The 17,419-nt window shown below is 26.1% G+C and carries 15 protein-coding genes, 1 tRNA gene and 1 other RNA gene; 7 read left to right on the top strand and 10 right to left on the bottom strand.

Translation table 11 applies throughout. The annotated features are described in order from the left end of the window. Positions 1-485: 485 nt before the first annotated feature. An RNA gene (rnpB, locus tag M9408_RS01830) (RNase P RNA component class A) lies at positions 486-888 on the bottom strand. A gap of 35 nt (positions 889-923) precedes the next feature. Then, positions 924-1,820: a 16S rRNA (cytidine(1402)-2'-O)-methyltransferase gene (gene rsmI / locus M9408_RS01825; RefSeq protein WP_250256985.1), complete on the bottom strand. Its 897-nt coding sequence runs from the start codon at positions 1,818-1,820 to the stop codon at positions 924-926. Between the two features lie 518 nt (positions 1,821-2,338). On the opposite strand from rsmI, the gene dolP reads away from it, so the two are divergent. Beyond that, positions 2,339-2,971, top strand: coding sequence for a division/outer membrane stress-associated lipid-binding lipoprotein (dolP, locus tag M9408_RS01820; protein WP_250256984.1), 633 nt, complete (start codon positions 2,339-2,341; stop codon positions 2,969-2,971). 1,100 nt (positions 2,972-4,071) lie between these two features. Here the strand turns inward: dolP and rpsI are convergent. Together rpsI and rplM are read right to left on the bottom strand one after the other, a co-directional pair. Then, positions 4,072-4,476, bottom strand: coding sequence for a 30S ribosomal protein S9 (gene rpsI / locus M9408_RS01815; RefSeq protein ID WP_250236276.1), 405 nt, complete (start codon positions 4,474-4,476; stop codon positions 4,072-4,074). A gap of 29 nt (positions 4,477-4,505) precedes the next feature. Continuing rightward, positions 4,506-4,934: a 50S ribosomal protein L13 gene (rplM, locus tag M9408_RS01810; RefSeq protein ID WP_250256983.1), complete on the bottom strand. Its 429-nt coding sequence runs from the start codon at positions 4,932-4,934 to the stop codon at positions 4,506-4,508. Positions 4,935-5,377: 443 nt separating this feature from the next. Here rplM and M9408_RS01805 point away from each other — a divergent pair, with 443 nt between their 5' ends. Together M9408_RS01805 and M9408_RS01800 are read left to right on the top strand one after the other, a co-directional pair. Then, complete coding sequence (locus M9408_RS01805; RefSeq protein ID WP_250256982.1) at positions 5,378-5,761, top strand: YhcB family protein; 384 nt, start codon at positions 5,378-5,380, stop codon at positions 5,759-5,761. A 202-nt stretch (positions 5,762-5,963) separates the two neighbouring features. Then, positions 5,964-7,337, top strand: coding sequence for a Do family serine endopeptidase (locus tag M9408_RS01800; RefSeq protein ID WP_250256980.1), 1,374 nt, complete (start codon positions 5,964-5,966; stop codon positions 7,335-7,337). Between the two features lie 212 nt (positions 7,338-7,549). On the opposite strand, the gene murA is transcribed toward M9408_RS01800, so the two are convergent. Next, a complete protein-coding gene (murA, locus tag M9408_RS01795) occupies positions 7,550-8,809 on the bottom strand; it encodes a UDP-N-acetylglucosamine 1-carboxyvinyltransferase (RefSeq protein WP_250236268.1) in 1,260 nt (419 codons plus the stop codon). 54 nt (positions 8,810-8,863) lie between these two features. Next, complete coding sequence (locus M9408_RS01790) at positions 8,864-9,118, bottom strand: BolA family protein (RefSeq protein WP_250256979.1); 255 nt, start codon at positions 9,116-9,118, stop codon at positions 8,864-8,866. Between the two features lie 2,039 nt (positions 9,119-11,157). Between M9408_RS01790 and lptC the strand changes: the two genes are divergently transcribed. From lptC to lptB, 3 genes are read left to right on the top strand one after another with little or no spacing between them, the layout of a single operon-like run. After that, on the top strand, positions 11,158-11,673 hold the full coding sequence (gene lptC / locus M9408_RS01785; RefSeq protein WP_250256978.1) for an LPS export ABC transporter periplasmic protein LptC: 516 nt from the start codon (positions 11,158-11,160) through the stop codon (positions 11,671-11,673). 37 nt (positions 11,674-11,710) lie between these two features. After that, positions 11,711-12,175 carry a lipopolysaccharide transport periplasmic protein LptA gene (gene lptA / locus M9408_RS01780; protein WP_250256977.1) on the top strand — a complete coding sequence of 155 codons (465 nt, stop codon included), beginning with the start codon at positions 11,711-11,713 and terminating at the stop codon, positions 12,173-12,175. A gap of 34 nt (positions 12,176-12,209) precedes the next feature. Next, on the top strand, positions 12,210-12,935 hold the full coding sequence (gene lptB / locus M9408_RS01775) for an LPS export ABC transporter ATP-binding protein (protein ID WP_250236260.1): 726 nt from the start codon (positions 12,210-12,212) through the stop codon (positions 12,933-12,935). 940 nt (positions 12,936-13,875) lie between these two features. Here lptB and M9408_RS01770 read toward each other — a convergent pair. The 4 genes from M9408_RS01770 to M9408_RS01755 form a co-directional block, all read right to left on the bottom strand. Then, entirely contained in the window at positions 13,876-14,736 is an 861-nt protein-coding gene (locus M9408_RS01770) for a metal ABC transporter permease (protein WP_250248527.1), read from the bottom strand. A gap of 76 nt (positions 14,737-14,812) precedes the next feature. After that, on the bottom strand, positions 14,813-15,463 hold the full coding sequence (locus M9408_RS01765) for a metal ABC transporter ATP-binding protein (protein WP_250256976.1): 651 nt from the start codon (positions 15,461-15,463) through the stop codon (positions 14,813-14,815). Positions 15,464-15,482: 19 nt separating this feature from the next. Beyond that, complete coding sequence (locus M9408_RS01760; protein ID WP_250248529.1) at positions 15,483-15,623, bottom strand: hypothetical protein; 141 nt, start codon at positions 15,621-15,623, stop codon at positions 15,483-15,485. A gap of 354 nt (positions 15,624-15,977) precedes the next feature. Beyond that, positions 15,978-16,061: transfer RNA gene (locus tag M9408_RS01755), tRNA-Leu, on the bottom strand. 426 nt (positions 16,062-16,487) lie between these two features. On the opposite strand from M9408_RS01755, the gene M9408_RS01750 reads away from it, so the two are divergent. Next, positions 16,488-17,387 carry a LysR family transcriptional regulator gene (locus M9408_RS01750; protein ID WP_250256975.1) on the top strand — a complete coding sequence of 300 codons (900 nt, stop codon included), beginning with the start codon at positions 16,488-16,490 and terminating at the stop codon, positions 17,385-17,387. Positions 17,388-17,419: the final 32 nt, after the last annotated feature.

The raw sequence follows: 17,419 nt of genomic DNA, 5'->3' as shown, positions 1-17,419 counted from the left end.
TATTTGTTAGTTACATCACTGCTTAACGAAAAGTATAAATATAGTATTCCCCTAACATCTCTACATTATACTACTAACGAGTAGTTAGAGAGTAATATTTGTTTGTTTAATCACTATAACTACAAATTCCTAAATATTTTTATAGAAATTTTAATTCAATGATATATTTATTTATATGAAATATATATAATGATATGTTTTAAATGAATACTAATTCAATTTTTTTAATTTATATATTTATCTATTGTATTTATTGATAACTTGAAAAATTCGTTTAACAATACTACAAATAAAATATTTGTGCTAATATATAACATATAATATATTTATATTAAAGTATCCAACAAAGTTTTCATTTTCTATTATAAATACTATAACTTTTCTATAATTAATAGTTTTAAAGCAACATTACCGACTACAAAACTAAATATTTAACTATTCAAATTATTTTTTATTTTATTTTTACTACTCTATATTTATTTTTAACAAAGAGCTAGCCTTTAAGCCGGGTTCTGTTTTAAACAATCATTCATCTACGCTGGCATTCTCATGCCAGCTTAAGCAGCTTACCCAAGTTCAGTACGGACCATACTATAGAACTTCTATTCAGCCTTGCTCCGAGTGGAGTTTACATGATACGAACTGTTACCAGCCCATATGGTGTGCTCTTACCACGCCTTTTCACCCTTACCTATATTATTATTCGTTATAAAAAATAATTATCGGCGGTTTTCTTTCTGTTGCACTTGTCGTAGATTCGCATCTCCCAGGCATTACCTGGCACTTTGCCCTATGGAGCCCGGACTTTCCTCCCCTTCATTTGTATTTATATCAATTTTATCTTTATTACTTCAAATACAAAGAAGCAGCGATTGTTTGGCTAACTCCTTGAAATATTATAACCATTATTTTAAATGATATCATTAATCAATATTAATATTTTGATCTACAATTTTATTTAATCGCTTACTCAAATATTTTTTATAAAGTATATTTTTTCTTACTCCATATATATATTCTACTAAAGTTGCAGCTTTTTTTACAGGTAATTCCGATGCCAACAAGTTCATGACATGAAATATTTTTGGCGACAATTCATGATTTTTTAGACAATTTCCTGCTACTACCAAAACCATTTCTCCTTGAATTCGAGAACTATCTCTTTGTATCCAAGATAATAATTGGCCTACAGGAGCTCCGTAAATAGATTCCCATATTTTAGTTAATTCCCGAGCTAATACAACATAACGTTCTAATCCAAAAATACTAATCATATCTTTTAAAGTATCCATTATGCGATGTTTTACATCATAAAAAATTAATGTGCGTGGCTCTTCCAATAAGGCTTGTAAGCGGTTTATGCGTAGCCTGTGTTTATGGGGTAAAAATCCTTCGAAACAAAACCGATCTGTCGGCAATCCAGATCCACATAATGCAGTAATAGCGGCACATGGACCAGGAAGCGGGATAACTTTGATTTTTAGTTTTTGACAACATTGTACTAAACGATATCCTGGGTCATTAATTAATGGAGTACCTGCATCAGAAACTACAGCAACACTTAATCCTGCTTGTAATTTTGAAATTAATATTGGTATTTTTTTATATTCATTATATTGATGTAATACATACAAAGATGTACGAATAGAAAAAAAATTTAATAATATGCGAGTACGGCGCGTATCCTCTACAGCAATATAATCTACTTGGCGCAACACTGACAACGCTCGATATGTAATATCTTTTAAATTTCCAATAGGAGTTGGAACTATATACAAAGCAGATACACAATTAGTTTCTGATGACGATATTTTTTTCATATATTAATATCTACTTTAATAAGTATCGTTTTTAACAAAATCACTATAAAATATAGTACATCTTTATTGTTAATACTCAATACACTAAATCAGTATTTTATATACTAAGACTACCAATATATAAATAATTAAATAACATAAGAATTAATTAGTATATTGTTTTTATTGTTTTTAAAAATTAAAACGTATTTTAAATGTATATTTAACTAAAACATGTTTTAATTAATACTTCAACATTAGATAATGAACATTTACCGGTGAAATATAATTCACTTCAAAACTATTTTTGTCAAAATGGTTACTTTAAAACAAATGATAAACATAATGAAGTTATTAAAAATATTTAACAAAAATATAACAATTTTATAAAAGTGAATTATACTGCTACTACTTGTAGTAAAATAAAAATTTTTATACAATTGGAATGATTAATTGCAAGTAATTTACTTACATAAATATAATAAGTGAACTGATATTAATATCCAATTTTTAATATCTAAATTTGTAAACACATATGAATGAACATTAGATATCATGTAGTTCAGTTATTATTGATTCTATTTTCTATATTAGTATTGCAAGCTTGTTGTTCAAGTATGTTAGCTATAGGGACTGCTGCATTTATTACTACAGCATGGCATGATCCTCGTACTATAGGTACTCAGCTAGATGATAATATCTTAGAAACTTATATTACTTATGCTTTTAATAAGCATCAACATATTAAAAAATACGCACGTATAAAACCCACTGTATACCAAGGTAATGTATTATTAACTGGACAAGCTCCTTCTGCTTCTTTTATTAAAGAAGCTATAAAAATAGTAACTAAAATTAATGGAACAAAAAATATTTATAATGCAATTCGACAAGGTACGCCAATATGTTTACAATCTATTTTCGCAGATGCTTTGATTAGTAATCAAATACGTTTAAACCTTTTTCTTAAAAGAGATATACGTGCTTCTAGTATTAAAATAGTTACAGAAAATAAAGAAGTCTTTCTATTGGGTCAAGTTACTTATGCAGAAGGTAAGTATGCTGAAAAAATAGCAAATACAACAAATAGGGTAAAAAATGTAACCACTACATTTTCATATATAGGAAATGCGGTGGTTACAAATCATAAATATAAATCTTTTCTTCAGTAAATTTATTATATTTTATAAAATTTATTTATATAAGTATAGAATATAAATAATACTTAAAAATAGAGAAAATGCATATCTATATAATCTAATTTATTCACTAACTTTTAGTACCATATTATTAAGTTTAATCATCATTAATTAATGTTTTTTGTTTATATTCACAAATATGCCAAATTAAAAAAATTTTTAATCAATCCTATCTACAAACAACAGAACATTTTTAACAAAACAATAAAATATCTTCGTATTCTATTTTAAAAATAATTCTGAATATAAAAAATTAATCATTTATTTTTTCAATGCAATATATTGATAAATCAACATTATTTTTAAAATAGATACAAATATCCCAAAACAACAACGCACATCCAGCGCTAGATTTTTATTCAATATGCCTACACCCATGCAACAAAATAAAGTTATTCCATTTAAATTTATAAACAATATTTAATATACTTTTTAAATCTTTAATAAAAACTAAATATTGTACATCATTATCTTACCTGCGAATTCATATACTTGTAGAATTTACAAAAAATGTAAAAATTAAGCAATAAAACAACCATTTATATAAAATAAACTTATCCATATGTCTAATTATTTTAATAATAACCAATAACTCTGTATACACTCATTCTTCAATGAAGAATTTATTTTTTTACTAAAAACATACTGTGACTTTAAAAGTTTATACTTCATACTTACAAATCCCGATTTCTTACACGAATACATTCCTACGCAATTATTAATCCAGTATAATTTAACGAATATTAAAAAATATACAATTTTCACAAAAAAGCATATGATCATGTTGATTTATTTTTTATAACACAATATAAATAAATATAATTATTAGTTAGATAATATATCTAATATACTATCAATACAATATTTACATGATACATCACAACCCATAGAAATCACTATTATTTTAAATAATATCATCTCTAATTTTCATCAACTAAAGCATTCCCAATATACTCAATGTTTATCCCAACACTCATTATTAAAAAATAATTTCATACTTAATTTTAAAAAATCTCATTTAAAAGATAAAACCACTACATCCTTATATTTATATATACAAATATGTCAAAATATCAACGTTTAGAAAATTGAGGACTCCTTCGTGCTTTGCGTAATCCTACCTTTTTTCTTTCTACTTCTCTAGAATCTCTAGTAACTAACCCAACTGAACGCAATACATCACGTAACTTATCATCATATTGTAATAATGCGCGCGTTATTCCATGACATATAGCACCAGCCTGCCCGGATATACCTCCGCCTTTTACAGTAACATATACATCTAACTTATTGTTTAGTAAATTAGCAGTTTTCAAAGGTCTGGTAACAATAAACTGCATGCTATTTTTAGGAAAATACTTATTTAATTTACGCTTATTTATAATAATTTTCCCATTGCTCATTTCATCTAACTTAATGAATACTCGAGCAGATGCACTTTTTCTTCGCCCGGTACCATAATATTGATTATAGGTCATACTCAAAATTTTCCATTTTATTTTATTCGTCAACAATCTATGCATTGAGGTGTTTGAGCAGAATGTATATGTGTACTTCCCGAGTATACTTTCAATCTACGATACATAATACGACCTAAAGGTCCTTTAGGTAACATACCTTTTACTGAAATTTCAACTACCTTTTCAGGATTCCTGTCAATCATTCTCTTAAAACTAGATTGTTTAATTCCTCCAACATACCCAGTATGATGATAATAAATTTTATTATCACGTTTGCGACCGCTTACAGATACTTCTTTTGCATTTAAAACAATAACGTAATCTCCAATATCAATATGAGGGGCATATTCAACTTTATGTTTACCAATTAAGTATCTAGAAATTATAGTAGATAAACGACCAAGTATTTTACTTTTAGCATCAATAACATGCCATTTTCGTCTAATTATATTTGATTTTTCCATAAAAGTTTTCATAAAAACAAAAATCAACTCAACATAAAACACACGTTCCAATCAAAAATAAACTTTTAATATAAAAGTATAATTATAACATAATAGATTCTATATTAAAATAACATTATTGAAAAATAAAATTTCTCCAATATTATTTAAAAATTTCAAATAAATATTGAACTAATATTTTCGCACATAAAATGTGTCACATCTATATGTCTATATATTAACTAAAAATTAAATAATTAAGAAATATAATCATATTATATTTTATAATAAATAAATTCGTTGTATATTATCAATTAATAAAATTGATAATTAATGTACTAAACAATTTTTAAATACTATTTTTGGTTTTAATCGCCTAAATATTTCTAGCTAAATATTTAGGCGATTAAAACCATACAAAACAGAATATATCAACAAGAAATTTTTTAGGAGTCGTTACCATGATATATATATATATGCTCGCAATCTTAATAATTGGCATTGCTACAGGAGCAATTATAATGTATTACAGAACTCGCTATTTATTATATAATCAAAAAAATTTATATGATGAATTACAAGAAAACAAAATTAAACTAAATGAATACCAAAGAGAACTAAGTAAACACTTTTTATGCACCATAGAATTATTAAACAAAATGATAGTTGATTATCGTCATCTATATCATAATGTAAAAAAAAGTGCTAACTTTTTTTTACCAAACACACATATTCAAGATATAATGTGCATGTTTAACACCAAAGAAACAAATATACAAAATGAACAACTACCTATAGAAGCGCCACTAGATTATTCTAATAATACGGAAAATACTTTAAAAAATTATGATAACAAATAACACTAATATCATTTATACAAATTTCATTATACCCTATATTACATTTTCATATCTAAAGTATTATCTCCAGTGCTACGGCTTTCTACAATTAAAAATTAATTATAGGTATAAATATATGTAATTTAGTCACTAAAGTTTTATAAACATTTTAGTATAAATATTATTTCTTACTTAATAATATAACTAACTAAATTAATTATTTATGAAAACAACACACTTACTTAACATATTGAGTATATTATTCGCATTAGGAATTTCATATTCTGAATCTTCTATCAATCATACGGCATTTTCTACGGAAATATCAGGATTCCTACCAAGTTTAGCTCCCATGTTAGATACAGTACTTCCAGCAGTAGTAAGTGTACATGTAGAAGGTATTCAGCCAGCAAGAAAACTTACATTACCTAAAGAATTCAAATATTTTTTTGGACCAGATATGCCTGGAGGTAACTTTGGGTCTAGACCGTTTGAAGGATTAGGATCAGGAGTTATTATTAACGCTAATAAAGGTTATATTATTACCAATAATCATGTTGTAAATGGAGCAGATAAAATTAAAGTACAACTTAACGACGGTCGAGAATTTGATGCCAAATTAATAGGACATGATGAGCAAACTGATCTAGCATTACTTCAATTATTAAAATTTAAACACCTTTCTGAAATAAAAATAGCTGATTCTGATATCTTAAAAGTTGGTGATTTTGCTGTTGCGATAGGAAACCCTTTTGGATTAGGTCAAACAGCAACTTCTGGTATTGTATCAGCATTAGGTAGAAGTGGTTTAAACCTTGAAGGACTAGAAAATTTTATACAAACTGATGCTTCTATAAATAGAGGAAATTCTGGAGGGGCTTTAGTAAACTTACATGGAGAATTAATTGGAATTAACACTGCTATTTTAACACCTGGCGGAGGAAATATTGGTATCGGTTTCGCGATTCCTAGCAATATTGTAAAAAATTTAAGTCAACAATTAATCGAATTTGGGGAAGTAAAACGCGGACAATTAGGCATTAAAGGAACAGAATTAACTGCTGATATTGCTAAAGCACTCAACATTGACGCACAACGCGGCGCGTTTGTCAGCGAAGTTTTACCAGGAACTGCAGCCGCTAAAGCAAATATAAAAGCAGGAGATATCATCATATCTATAGAGGGAAAACCAATAAAAAATTTTGCAGAGTTAAGAGTCAAAATTGGGACTACCACCCCGGGTAAAACTATAAAACTAGGATTGTTACGAGATGGAAAAATACAAACAATATCAGTTTTACTAGATGATAGTACTTCTGTTAGCACCAGTGAAGAGGTATTAACTCCTGCATTGCAAGGAGCTTCTTTAAGTAATGGATATTTAAAAGATGGAACAAAAGGAGTACAAGTTGAAGAAGTGGCCAAAGACTCTCCAGCTTATTCTATTGGTTTACAAAAAGGTGATATAATCATTGGATTAAATCGTACTAAAGTACATAACTTATCTCAATTACGCAAAATTTTAAACGAAAAACCATCTATTATTGCGCTTAATATTGTTCGCGGAGATACAAATATATTTCTATTACTCCGTTAATTATTGCATTGATTTAAAGATCAATACAACAAACAAAACAATATTTAATCTAAGTTTTTAAATATTCAAATGAAAATAAATATCCAGTAAATTACAAATAATACAATAAGTACATAACTAAACATCCACTTAAAACGTTATTTTTTAAAAAATATTTTGACATAAAAAGACCAAAACCCATTACATAAAAATCATTATACATCTAATATAAGCTATTCATGAGTAACTCGTTCAATATGTGCTCCCATATTTTTTAATTTTTTTTCAATGCGATCATATCCTCGATCAATGTGATATACGCAATCAACTACCGTTAATCCCTCAGCAATACAGCCAGCTAACACTAAACTTGCAGATGCTCGCAGATCTGTTGCCATGACTTGTGTTCCAATTAATGAATTAACTCCACGACAAACAATCATGTTATTTGATATTTTAACACGAGCTCCCATACGAATAAGTTCTGGCACATGCATAAACCTATTTTCAAATATAGTTTCTATAATTTTCCCCGTGCCTTCAGAAACTACATTTAATAAAGTAAATTGCGCTTGCATATCAGTAGGAAATCCTGGATATGGTTTAGTGCATAAAGTAATAGCTTTTGGTCGTTTTCCATTCATATTCAAACTAATCCAATCTTTACCAGTTTTGATCTCAGCCCCAGATTCACGTAATTTTTTCAAAACAAAACGTAAAGTATCTGGACGTGATCCCAAACAAACTACATTTGCGCGTGAAATAGCAGCCGCAACCAAAAAAGTTCCAGTTTCAATACGATCTGGTATGATACAATACTTTCCACCGCCTAGTTTTCGAGCTCCTTCAATAATAATTCTATTACTTCCAGCTCCATTAATATTTGTTCCCAACATAATAAGAAAATTAGCGGTATCAACAACTTCTGGTTCACGAGCAGCATTATCAATTATAGTAGTCCCTTCTGCTAATGCGGCAGCACTCATAATAGTGACCGTAGCTCCAACACTAATTTTATCCATTATAATATGAGCACCATGTAATCGTCCATTCACAGAAGCTATAACATATTCCTTTTCTAAAATGATTGTTGCGCCTAATTTCTTTAACCCATTAACATGCAAATCTACTAACCTTTTACCAATCGAGCATCCACCAGGTAACCAAATTTTCCCTTTTCCAAAGCGTGCTACTAATGGTCCTAATGCCCAAATAGAAGCGCGCATAGATTTAACTAAATCATAAGGAGCGCAACATGTATTAACACTGCTAGTATCTGCGAAAACTACATCACAATGCTCCACTTTTGCTCCTAGTTTTTTTAGAAGTTTTACAGTAACATCAATATCTTTCAATTTAGGAACATTAAAAATTTCTACTGGTTCCTCAGTTAGTAACGTAGCAAATAAAATTGGTAACGCAGAATTTTTAGCTCCTGATATCCTCACTTCACCATTTAAAGGAGTAGGACCATAAATGTAAAATTTATCCATTCTCATAATTTAACGTTAATTACATACTAATACCATAGCAATTAAAAATCTGCTTTATATATTACATGATATATGTTTTTTATTCCATTCTTCAGGATTAAATGCTTGAATAGATACAGAATGAATTTCATTATTTAATATATGCTGCATAAGAGGAGCATATATTATTTTATGCCGTTCTAATTCATCCATATTATAAAATATATGACCTATAGCAATAATTTGACAATTATTTTCGCAAAAAGAAACATATACCTCATCTAATAATAAATTTTTTAATAAAATACTTTTAACTTCATTCCCATTCATAAGCTTCAAAACCATTTAAATAAATACAATTAACGGTAGAACAAATAATTATCTTAATCATATTTTACTTAAAAATTACTTTAAGCTGTTATTTTTAAATTAATATATTTTGCAATATATATTTAATTTTAATCTTAAATAACTAATTTTTTTAAGTTCTATTTTTAGCTAATATGTAACGATAATCATTACTATCTTTCTCCTCAATGAAAATACATTAAAAAATAAAATCTAAATTTTTCTCTACTACATATATCTACAAAACTTTCTGTATCTATAATATACACAATCATACCTTTTATTATCTAAGATATTAGATACCATATTTATTATCATTAAACTAATATTAATTATATATACCTATTTAAATATGAACAATACATTAAATTTATTTTTATTTTTAAAAATAAAAATAAAAACTGACTATTTAGTCGACAAAATTTTTACATACATTTACATCATATTTTAAAAAAAAATTATTTTTATATTATTAGACTAATTATTACAATTCGATAATAATCATTATTAACCTATCTATAAAAATAAAAAATTTTAATCATACATAGAGTCCATAAAATATTAAATAATATAAAAATAATAATCGTACTTATAAACTAATTATTTCATTCATCTAGATATCATTAATTTATAACGTCTCAACTATATGTTGATAAATTTCATACCGATATATTTAATAATTAAGAATTAATATTAAACATTACTAAAAATAAATTTTTATTAAAATAACACGTGAAATTATATCAAAAATATATGGAGAACTATATCAACTACTCAAATGTAACTGATAATCTTAAAACAATCTTTATTATAATTGATAATATCATTTCAACTATTTTTTGGGATATACATATTTATAATTACTAATATTATCAAAATAATAATAATTCTCATACAATTTATAATTTTTATTAAAAATGTATCAAAAAATAAATTTTCCATCAATATTAATAATTAAATTAAAATAATACCCTTTATTACATTCATAGCAAATATTATCATATTTCTAATTTAATTATTAATAATCTATTTTATTAGATATGCATCAAAATAAAAATAACTTCATATACAATAAAGAATATATATAAATTTATTTAAAGTAATTTCATATAATACACATGCAATATATAATTTACTCATGTACTGCGATATAACAAAAATTAATCCGAACCACCATATAATAATAAAATCCTATATATATTCATCTTGTACTCATACACTTATAACATTAAACATTTTTATATTTCATATATCTAAAGATATGTGAAAAAATTATATTTAATTAACAAGTCCATAAAAATAAATTCAGTTATCTTATTAAGTATTATAATTTTTTTTCTATTTTATAAAAACCAGCGATTAATATATTTTTCTAAATTAGATTTTTATTGTTTAATGTAAAAATTATTTATCTTACATATAGCAATCATACTTTTAATAAAAATAAACTTAAAAACTGCATATATATAAATATATTACTTACACACAATATATATTACTTACATTATTTATATATAATATAACTTAATCATAAAAATATTATTACAAATTAAAATTGAAAACACTAAAATCTATCAGAAATACATAACACTTAAATAAAACATATAATGCTATGTATATCATTAATATTAGTTTCAAAATTAACAACTAAACTAAAAATTAACATTTTGAAACTAATTCCATTATATATCGCCTTAAGTTAATGAATATATTGTTGTATCTATGCGCAACATTTCATGTTGTTGTAAATAACTGTTTCAATCGTATCATTTTATAACATATATTTACTTATATATATAGTCTTCCACACCAAAACAACATTAGAATTAACAATTCTAGCAGTATTTAATTTATATCACCTCTTAATAATGTTTTTTATTACTTAAAACATAAATAAATATTAAATTATAGCCATTCAGCAATGAGATAGCACAATGTTTTATATATCTAAGTTATTAAACAAAAACAAAAAATATATTTTTTATGTAATATTATTAATATTAATAATAATCTTTTTGTCCATGATTATAAAAAAATCATTAATTATGTTTAATAGGCCACTAAATTTATTAGTCAATAAAAAAACATACACTCATCAAGGTAATGATGTAGTCATCAACATATATCATACGACAGGACAACTTAAATTTAAATTAACAGCATATTGTATTCAACATTTTTCAGACCAAAAAATCATTTGGTTTATACGTCCTGACGTAACTGCTTTTAATGAAAAAAATGCTCCAATATGGAAAATTACAGCAAATCAAGCTAGATTAAATCATGAAAAAACATTACATTTATACGGAAACGTCCATATGAATAGTTTAATAGATAACACATATTTTCAATCTATTGAAACAAACCAAGCAATAATTAATTTAATAACTCAAGATATTATTGCAAACAAAAAAGTAATTATACATGGTCATTATTTTTATTCTGTCGGGATGAAAATGCATGCTAATCTGCATACACAAACAATCAAATTAATTGATAGTACACAAACTTACTATGAAATTCAATATATGCGGTAAAAACAGAATAATACTTGTTTGTATTAACATATTTTTTATGTTTACATATTCTCATGCTGTAACGCAAAAAAAAACACAAATAATTAAAATTTGCTCTCAATGCCAATCAATTAATATGCTAACTAATACGATAATTTTTACAGATCAAGTTACTCTTAAATATAAAAACATCAATCTTTATGCAGATAAAATACTAGTCTCTCATGAAAAAGATATACATCATTTATCTGCAATAGAAGCACATGGAAAACCTGCCATTTTGAATCAAACACAAGAAGACATGAAGAACTCAATATTTGCTCAATCATTAATAATATATTACAGTACTAACGATGATACTATTACTTTTATTGGCAATGCTTATATAGAAAAATCAGGAAATTCTATAAAAAGTGATAAAATCATATACTCAATTAAAAAAAAACAAATGAAAGCTATTTCTAATCAAGGAAATAAAGTTGTTACAACTTTATTAACAAATCAATCTAAAAAATATATTTAATCTACACTGTAATAATTAATTCTGATTTAATAGAATGACAACACTTATTATAAGAAATTTGTCTAAAATCTATAAAGGACGTTATGTAGTTAATGATATAAATTTATATATTTCTTCTGGAGAAATTGTTGGACTATTAGGCCCAAATGGTTCAGGAAAAACTACGACATTTTATATGATATTAGGAATTGTTCAACATAATACCGGTCATATTTTCCTTGGTAAAAAAGATATTAGTATATTTCCGATCTACCTGAGAGCCCGATTAGGCATAGGTTATTTGCCTCAAGAAAGCTCTATTTTTCGTCGATTGACTGTATTTGACAATTTAATGGCTATATTACAAACCCAGCGCAATCTTAATACAACAAAACGCAATAAACTTATTGTAGAATTAATGAATAATTTCCATATCAGTCATCTACGAGACAATATTGGTCAAACATTATCTGGAGGAGAACGAAAACGCGTAGAAATCGCACGAGCATTAGCTGCTAATCCAAAATTTATGTTACTTGATGAACCTTTTTCTGGAGTTGATCCAATAGCAATCATAGATATACAAAAAACCATTAAACAACTTCAATCCCGCAGACTTGGGGTGTTAATAACCGATCATAATGTAAGAGAAACATTGCGTATATGTAAACGAGCATATATCCTTAATCAAGGAAAATTAATTGCTCATGGATCTCCTAATGAGATTTTGAATAATAAAAATGTACAACAAGTATATTTAGGAGATACGATTAAATTGTAACTACTCCATAAACCATGATTAATAGATATAAATTGAAGACTAATAATTTCTACAATCGCAGCAGATACCAATATTTATTTATGTTAATCTATGCTAACTAAATAAATAACTTAAATCAAAATAAACGTTAATTTATAAATATAATTCAAATTTATAAAATTACATATATTTTGTGCGTACTACCTATATAACACACAAAATCTCATAAGTAATGAGAGTAAATTTAAAAAAATTTATGATAGTAAACAGTAGTAATTATAATAGATAATAATCATAAGCATTACGTTAAATAATACTCCTTATGAACATAAGAAAAAAGTAATAATATATATATAAAAATATCATATATTTTGTTCCTAAAACACGAAACATTTACTTTACTATTTAAAACTACTTTATTTTTATGTAAAAATAATTAACTTTTCAATTACTATTCTACCCTATTTTAAAAAATTAAATCTTTAATCTCCCTATTTTTAGGGTATAAACTTAATTGAAACGTATTATTATTAATATTATAAAAAATGTTACATATATATTATTTTTTGATATGTATATATATTACAAATCATACAGCACCACATTCTTATTTGCTAAAAACAAAAATAATAACAATACCCATCACACAATCATTATTTATTAATTTTCATTTATAATCAAAGATATATAATATAAATAAAATTATATATATAATTTTATTAACAACACTAAAATAATCACAAATAAAAAATCTTTAATAATTACTAAAACTTAATATTGCTATATGCAATTAGAAACAGACAACACTACTAAACATAATTTCATATAATGATTAAAATTAATTATATAAATATTCAATCGTTATATTGTTCATGTTTAACAAAAATCATATTTTTAAACAAACACACTTAATTTGTTCTAATACAATAAATGATTAATTAAATAAATAATTCAAAAAATTTCATTTTTTATGGTATATATAAAATAGAATACCTTTATTTCTTCCAAAAAATACCGAAATTAAAAATACTATACTACCACATAACACTATAGCAGGACCTGCTGGGAAAACCATATAGAATGCTCCAAGTAATCCTATCCATGAACACAACAAAGCAATTAATACCGATAACAAGAGCATATTTATTAAACTCTTAACCCAATACCGAGCTGATAACCCAGGCAACATCATTAACCCAACAGACATTAAAGTACCAGTCACTTGAAAACTTGCTATCAAATTCAACATAACTATTGATAAAAAAATTATTTGAATAAATTTAGCCGCCTTAATACCATTTTCTCTTAGAAAATCTGGATCAAATGTTTCAATAATCAAAGCTCTATAAAGTAAAGCAACAGTAAGCAGAGTTATTGTTCCAATTACTCCAATACATTCTAAATTCAATAAATTTACAGATAAAACAGATCCAAACAATAAATCTAATAAATCTATATTAGGCCCATGTAATGACATTAATATCACTCCAAATGCTAAAGATCCAAGATAAAATCCAGAAAAACTAGCATCCTTTTGCAACAATGTTTTTTCACTAATCCAATTAGATAGTATTGCAACAACTAAACCGGAAATAAATCCTCCTATACTCATTATAACAAATGACATACCTGAAAAAAAATATCCTATAGCTACTCCTGGTAATATAGCATGAGACAATACATCTCCTACTAAACTCATACGTTTTAACATTAAGAAATTACCAATTGGCGTCATACTAATAGACAATACACAACAAGCCACTATAGCTCTACGCATATAACCACAGTTAATAAAAGGATCAAACAACATATGAATAGCCATATTTCTTACCAAAAAATTAGTATATGTATATGAATGATTTCATTTATTTTATATGAAATCATATAAAACTAAACTATCATATTTGTACAGAAGAATTCCAAATACTACAAGAATGAGTTAATGATAATATATTGGGAAAATATTCAGTTACTAATTCGTCATTATGCAACGCAGCAATCACAGTACATCCTCTTCTGCAAAGCAGATTTACAGAACGTATCATTATTTTACAAGTATTTTCATCAACACCTTGAAACGGCTCGTCAAGTAAGATTAACGATGCTTGTTGCGTTAACATTCTAGCAAACAACATGCGTTGAACCTGTCCACCTGATAAGGTTTCTATATATTGATTTAATAAATCCAATAACTTTACCTGTTCTAAGGAACGCCAAATTACAGTTTTTTGACGTCGATTTAGTCTTTTTAACAAATTTATTCTAGGCCAACAACCCATGGATACTACATCAAAGACAGTTAATGGAAAATGATAGTCTATAGTTTTACCCTGAGGTAAATAACTTACACGAGGTTTACCTCTTTTTCCAAATTTTAATGTACCAGATATCGGAGGTAATAACCCAGCTAATGTTTTTAATAAAGTAGATTTTCCTATTCCGTTAGGTCCTACAATAGCAATCATACTGCCATATCTAATACGACCGCTTACAGATGGACTAACATTACGACCATAGTATCCTGCTATTACATTACATAATGTCATCATGGGTTTATCTTGTATATTATTAGGGTAACAAGGAAGACCAAAGAATAGCGGCCCACAAACATATTAATATCACTAATGCTATGAGCATACGAACTAATCCTGAAGCAATGAACAATCTCATTCCAACAGATAACCGTTGTTTAGAATAAAATGATGACATGCAACTCTCTTAATAGGTTAAGTTATGTTATAACATAACATCTTTTAATAAAAACTTCCCCGATCTAATTCTCCCTTAATCATCCCCGCATTTCGTCTCTCCTCCCCATCTTTATAACAAATCACCCAATACTTTTAATTGCAATTTTAATTCTTATCAAAGATCAATCCCTAATTTTCTAAATAGTAGCCATTACATGCAAACAATACTAATTTTAAAAAATTAAATTATACTCATTCAGTATTATAAAATATGTTAGTTCACTTTAACGTAATACTTCTAGATTTCAAAATAAAAAATTTAAAATATATAGACGTTTTTAGATTTTTTATTGTAATAACCTTATACAAACTTTGCCGAAGGCCGGGGTCGAACCGGCATACTTATAAAAGTGATTGATTTTGAGTCAATTGCGTCTACCTATTTCGCCACTTCGGCAAACAAACAAATATTTCTCTAAAAATCATTCTCTAAAATCAATATTTAATTGTTAAACTTTATATATATTTCATAAAGCATAATCTTAACACATAAAAATTGACTTACTCATATTTATTGAATTTAGTTATTAAACTTAAAAATAATACCTTTTATATTGAAAAAATACTATTCTTTCAATATAAAAGATCAAATATTCATTATTATCACTACCCATGGGTAGTGATAATATCATATATTTTTATTTCACTCAACTATACCTATCACTTATAATTCTTGTTTTATGAAAAATGCAAATATCATATTTATCCCAATATATCTATTACTGACAAGAATATTATAATTGATTACATTAATATATTTTACTCTTGTATATTTATACATTATAATACCTAACACATAAATACTATATGAAAATTTTATTATATGAACAATTTTGATTTTAATTTACTAGTAGTTCTTAATGCGCTACTAGAAGATAATAGCGTAAATTTAGCGGCAAAAAAACTAAACGTCACCGCTCCAGCTATTAGTAAATCCCTAAATAAAATACGCGTTTTATTTAATGATCAAATTTTAGTTCGTAGTGGGACTAAATTAATTCCAACACCTAAAGCAATTTCTCTAAAAGACAACATTAAAGAATTAGTTAATCGTATTGAATCAGTATTTAGTAGTAACATAGTATTTGAACCTAAGAACACTACTATATCCTTTACTATCGCATCGAATCATGTTATTTTTTCTATTCTCAATACTATCTTATTCCATGAGATTCAAAATAATGCTCCCAATGTATTTATTAATTTAGTAAATGATTCAGATTATGATGATGATTTTTTACGCAATCACGCTATAGACTTATATATAGGAGAAATACGTTCTCTTAATCCTGAAATAACCATTAGAACTATCTATGTATCTAAGTGTTGTTTAATATGCCGAAATCACCATCCTATTTTATCCAAAAATAAACACATGGACAATTTGTTAAAATATCAATTTATTCAAACTAAAAATGAGTACTTAACTAATTCTGATGAATATAACAAATATTTTTGGTCAGAACGAAATCTAATTGGTATTACTCCTGAATACATTACCACTGTAAATGCCATCATTCATTCAGATGCATTGGCTGTAATCCCAGAATTTGTATTAACAATTGCACAAAAATTAAATATGCCAGTAACATATTTTTATACTGATTTTAATTTAGGGAAAAGAAATATCATCCAAGCATGGCATTCTAAACATAATCATTCCCCTGCTCATAAATGGGTACGAGAATTTACCAAAGACATGTTTTTAACCAAAATAAAGTAAATATGAAAACTTTTTAAAGATTTCTAATGTAA

The sequence above is a fragment of the Candidatus Blochmannia vicinus genome, from assembly GCF_023586525.1.
Classification (GTDB): Bacteria; Pseudomonadota; Gammaproteobacteria; order Enterobacterales; family Enterobacteriaceae; genus Blochmanniella; species Blochmanniella vicinus.
This window is presented reverse-complemented; position numbering and strand designations above follow the sequence as displayed.

Bases quoted from the DNA above. Each gene is read 5' to 3' on its own strand.
- lptC (WP_250256978.1), top strand. From the start codon at position 11,158: ATGATTATAAAAAAATCATTAATTATGTTTAATAGGCCACTAAATTTA.
- rplM (WP_250256983.1), bottom strand. From the start codon at position 4,934: ATGAAAACTTTTATGGAAAAATCAAATATAATTAGACGAAAATGGCAT.
- M9408_RS01805 (WP_250256982.1), top strand. From the start codon at position 5,378: ATGCTCGCAATCTTAATAATTGGCATTGCTACAGGAGCAATTATAATG.
- dolP (WP_250256984.1), top strand. From the start codon at position 2,339: ATGAACATTAGATATCATGTAGTTCAGTTATTATTGATTCTATTTTCT.
- M9408_RS01800 (WP_250256980.1), top strand. From the start codon at position 5,964: ATGAAAACAACACACTTACTTAACATATTGAGTATATTATTCGCATTA.
- lptB (WP_250236260.1), top strand. From the start codon at position 12,210: ATGACAACACTTATTATAAGAAATTTGTCTAAAATCTATAAAGGACGT.
- rsmI (WP_250256985.1), bottom strand. From the start codon at position 1,820: ATGAAAAAAATATCGTCATCAGAAACTAATTGTGTATCTGCTTTGTAT.
- M9408_RS01765 (WP_250256976.1), bottom strand. From the start codon at position 15,463: ATGATGACATTATGTAATGTAATAGCAGGATACTATGGTCGTAATGTT.
- M9408_RS01790 (WP_250256979.1), bottom strand. From the start codon at position 9,118: ATGAATGGGAATGAAGTTAAAAGTATTTTATTAAAAAATTTATTATTA.
- M9408_RS01770 (WP_250248527.1), bottom strand. From the start codon at position 14,736: ATGGCTATTCATATGTTGTTTGATCCTTTTATTAACTGTGGTTATATG.
- lptA (WP_250256977.1), top strand. From the start codon at position 11,711: ATGTTTACATATTCTCATGCTGTAACGCAAAAAAAAACACAAATAATT.
- murA (WP_250236268.1), bottom strand. From the start codon at position 8,809: ATGGATAAATTTTACATTTATGGTCCTACTCCTTTAAATGGTGAAGTG.
- M9408_RS01760 (WP_250248529.1), bottom strand. From the start codon at position 15,623: ATGTCATCATTTTATTCTAAACAACGGTTATCTGTTGGAATGAGATTG.
- M9408_RS01750 (WP_250256975.1), top strand. From the start codon at position 16,488: ATGAACAATTTTGATTTTAATTTACTAGTAGTTCTTAATGCGCTACTA.
- rpsI (WP_250236276.1), bottom strand. From the start codon at position 4,476: ATGACCTATAATCAATATTATGGTACCGGGCGAAGAAAAAGTGCATCT.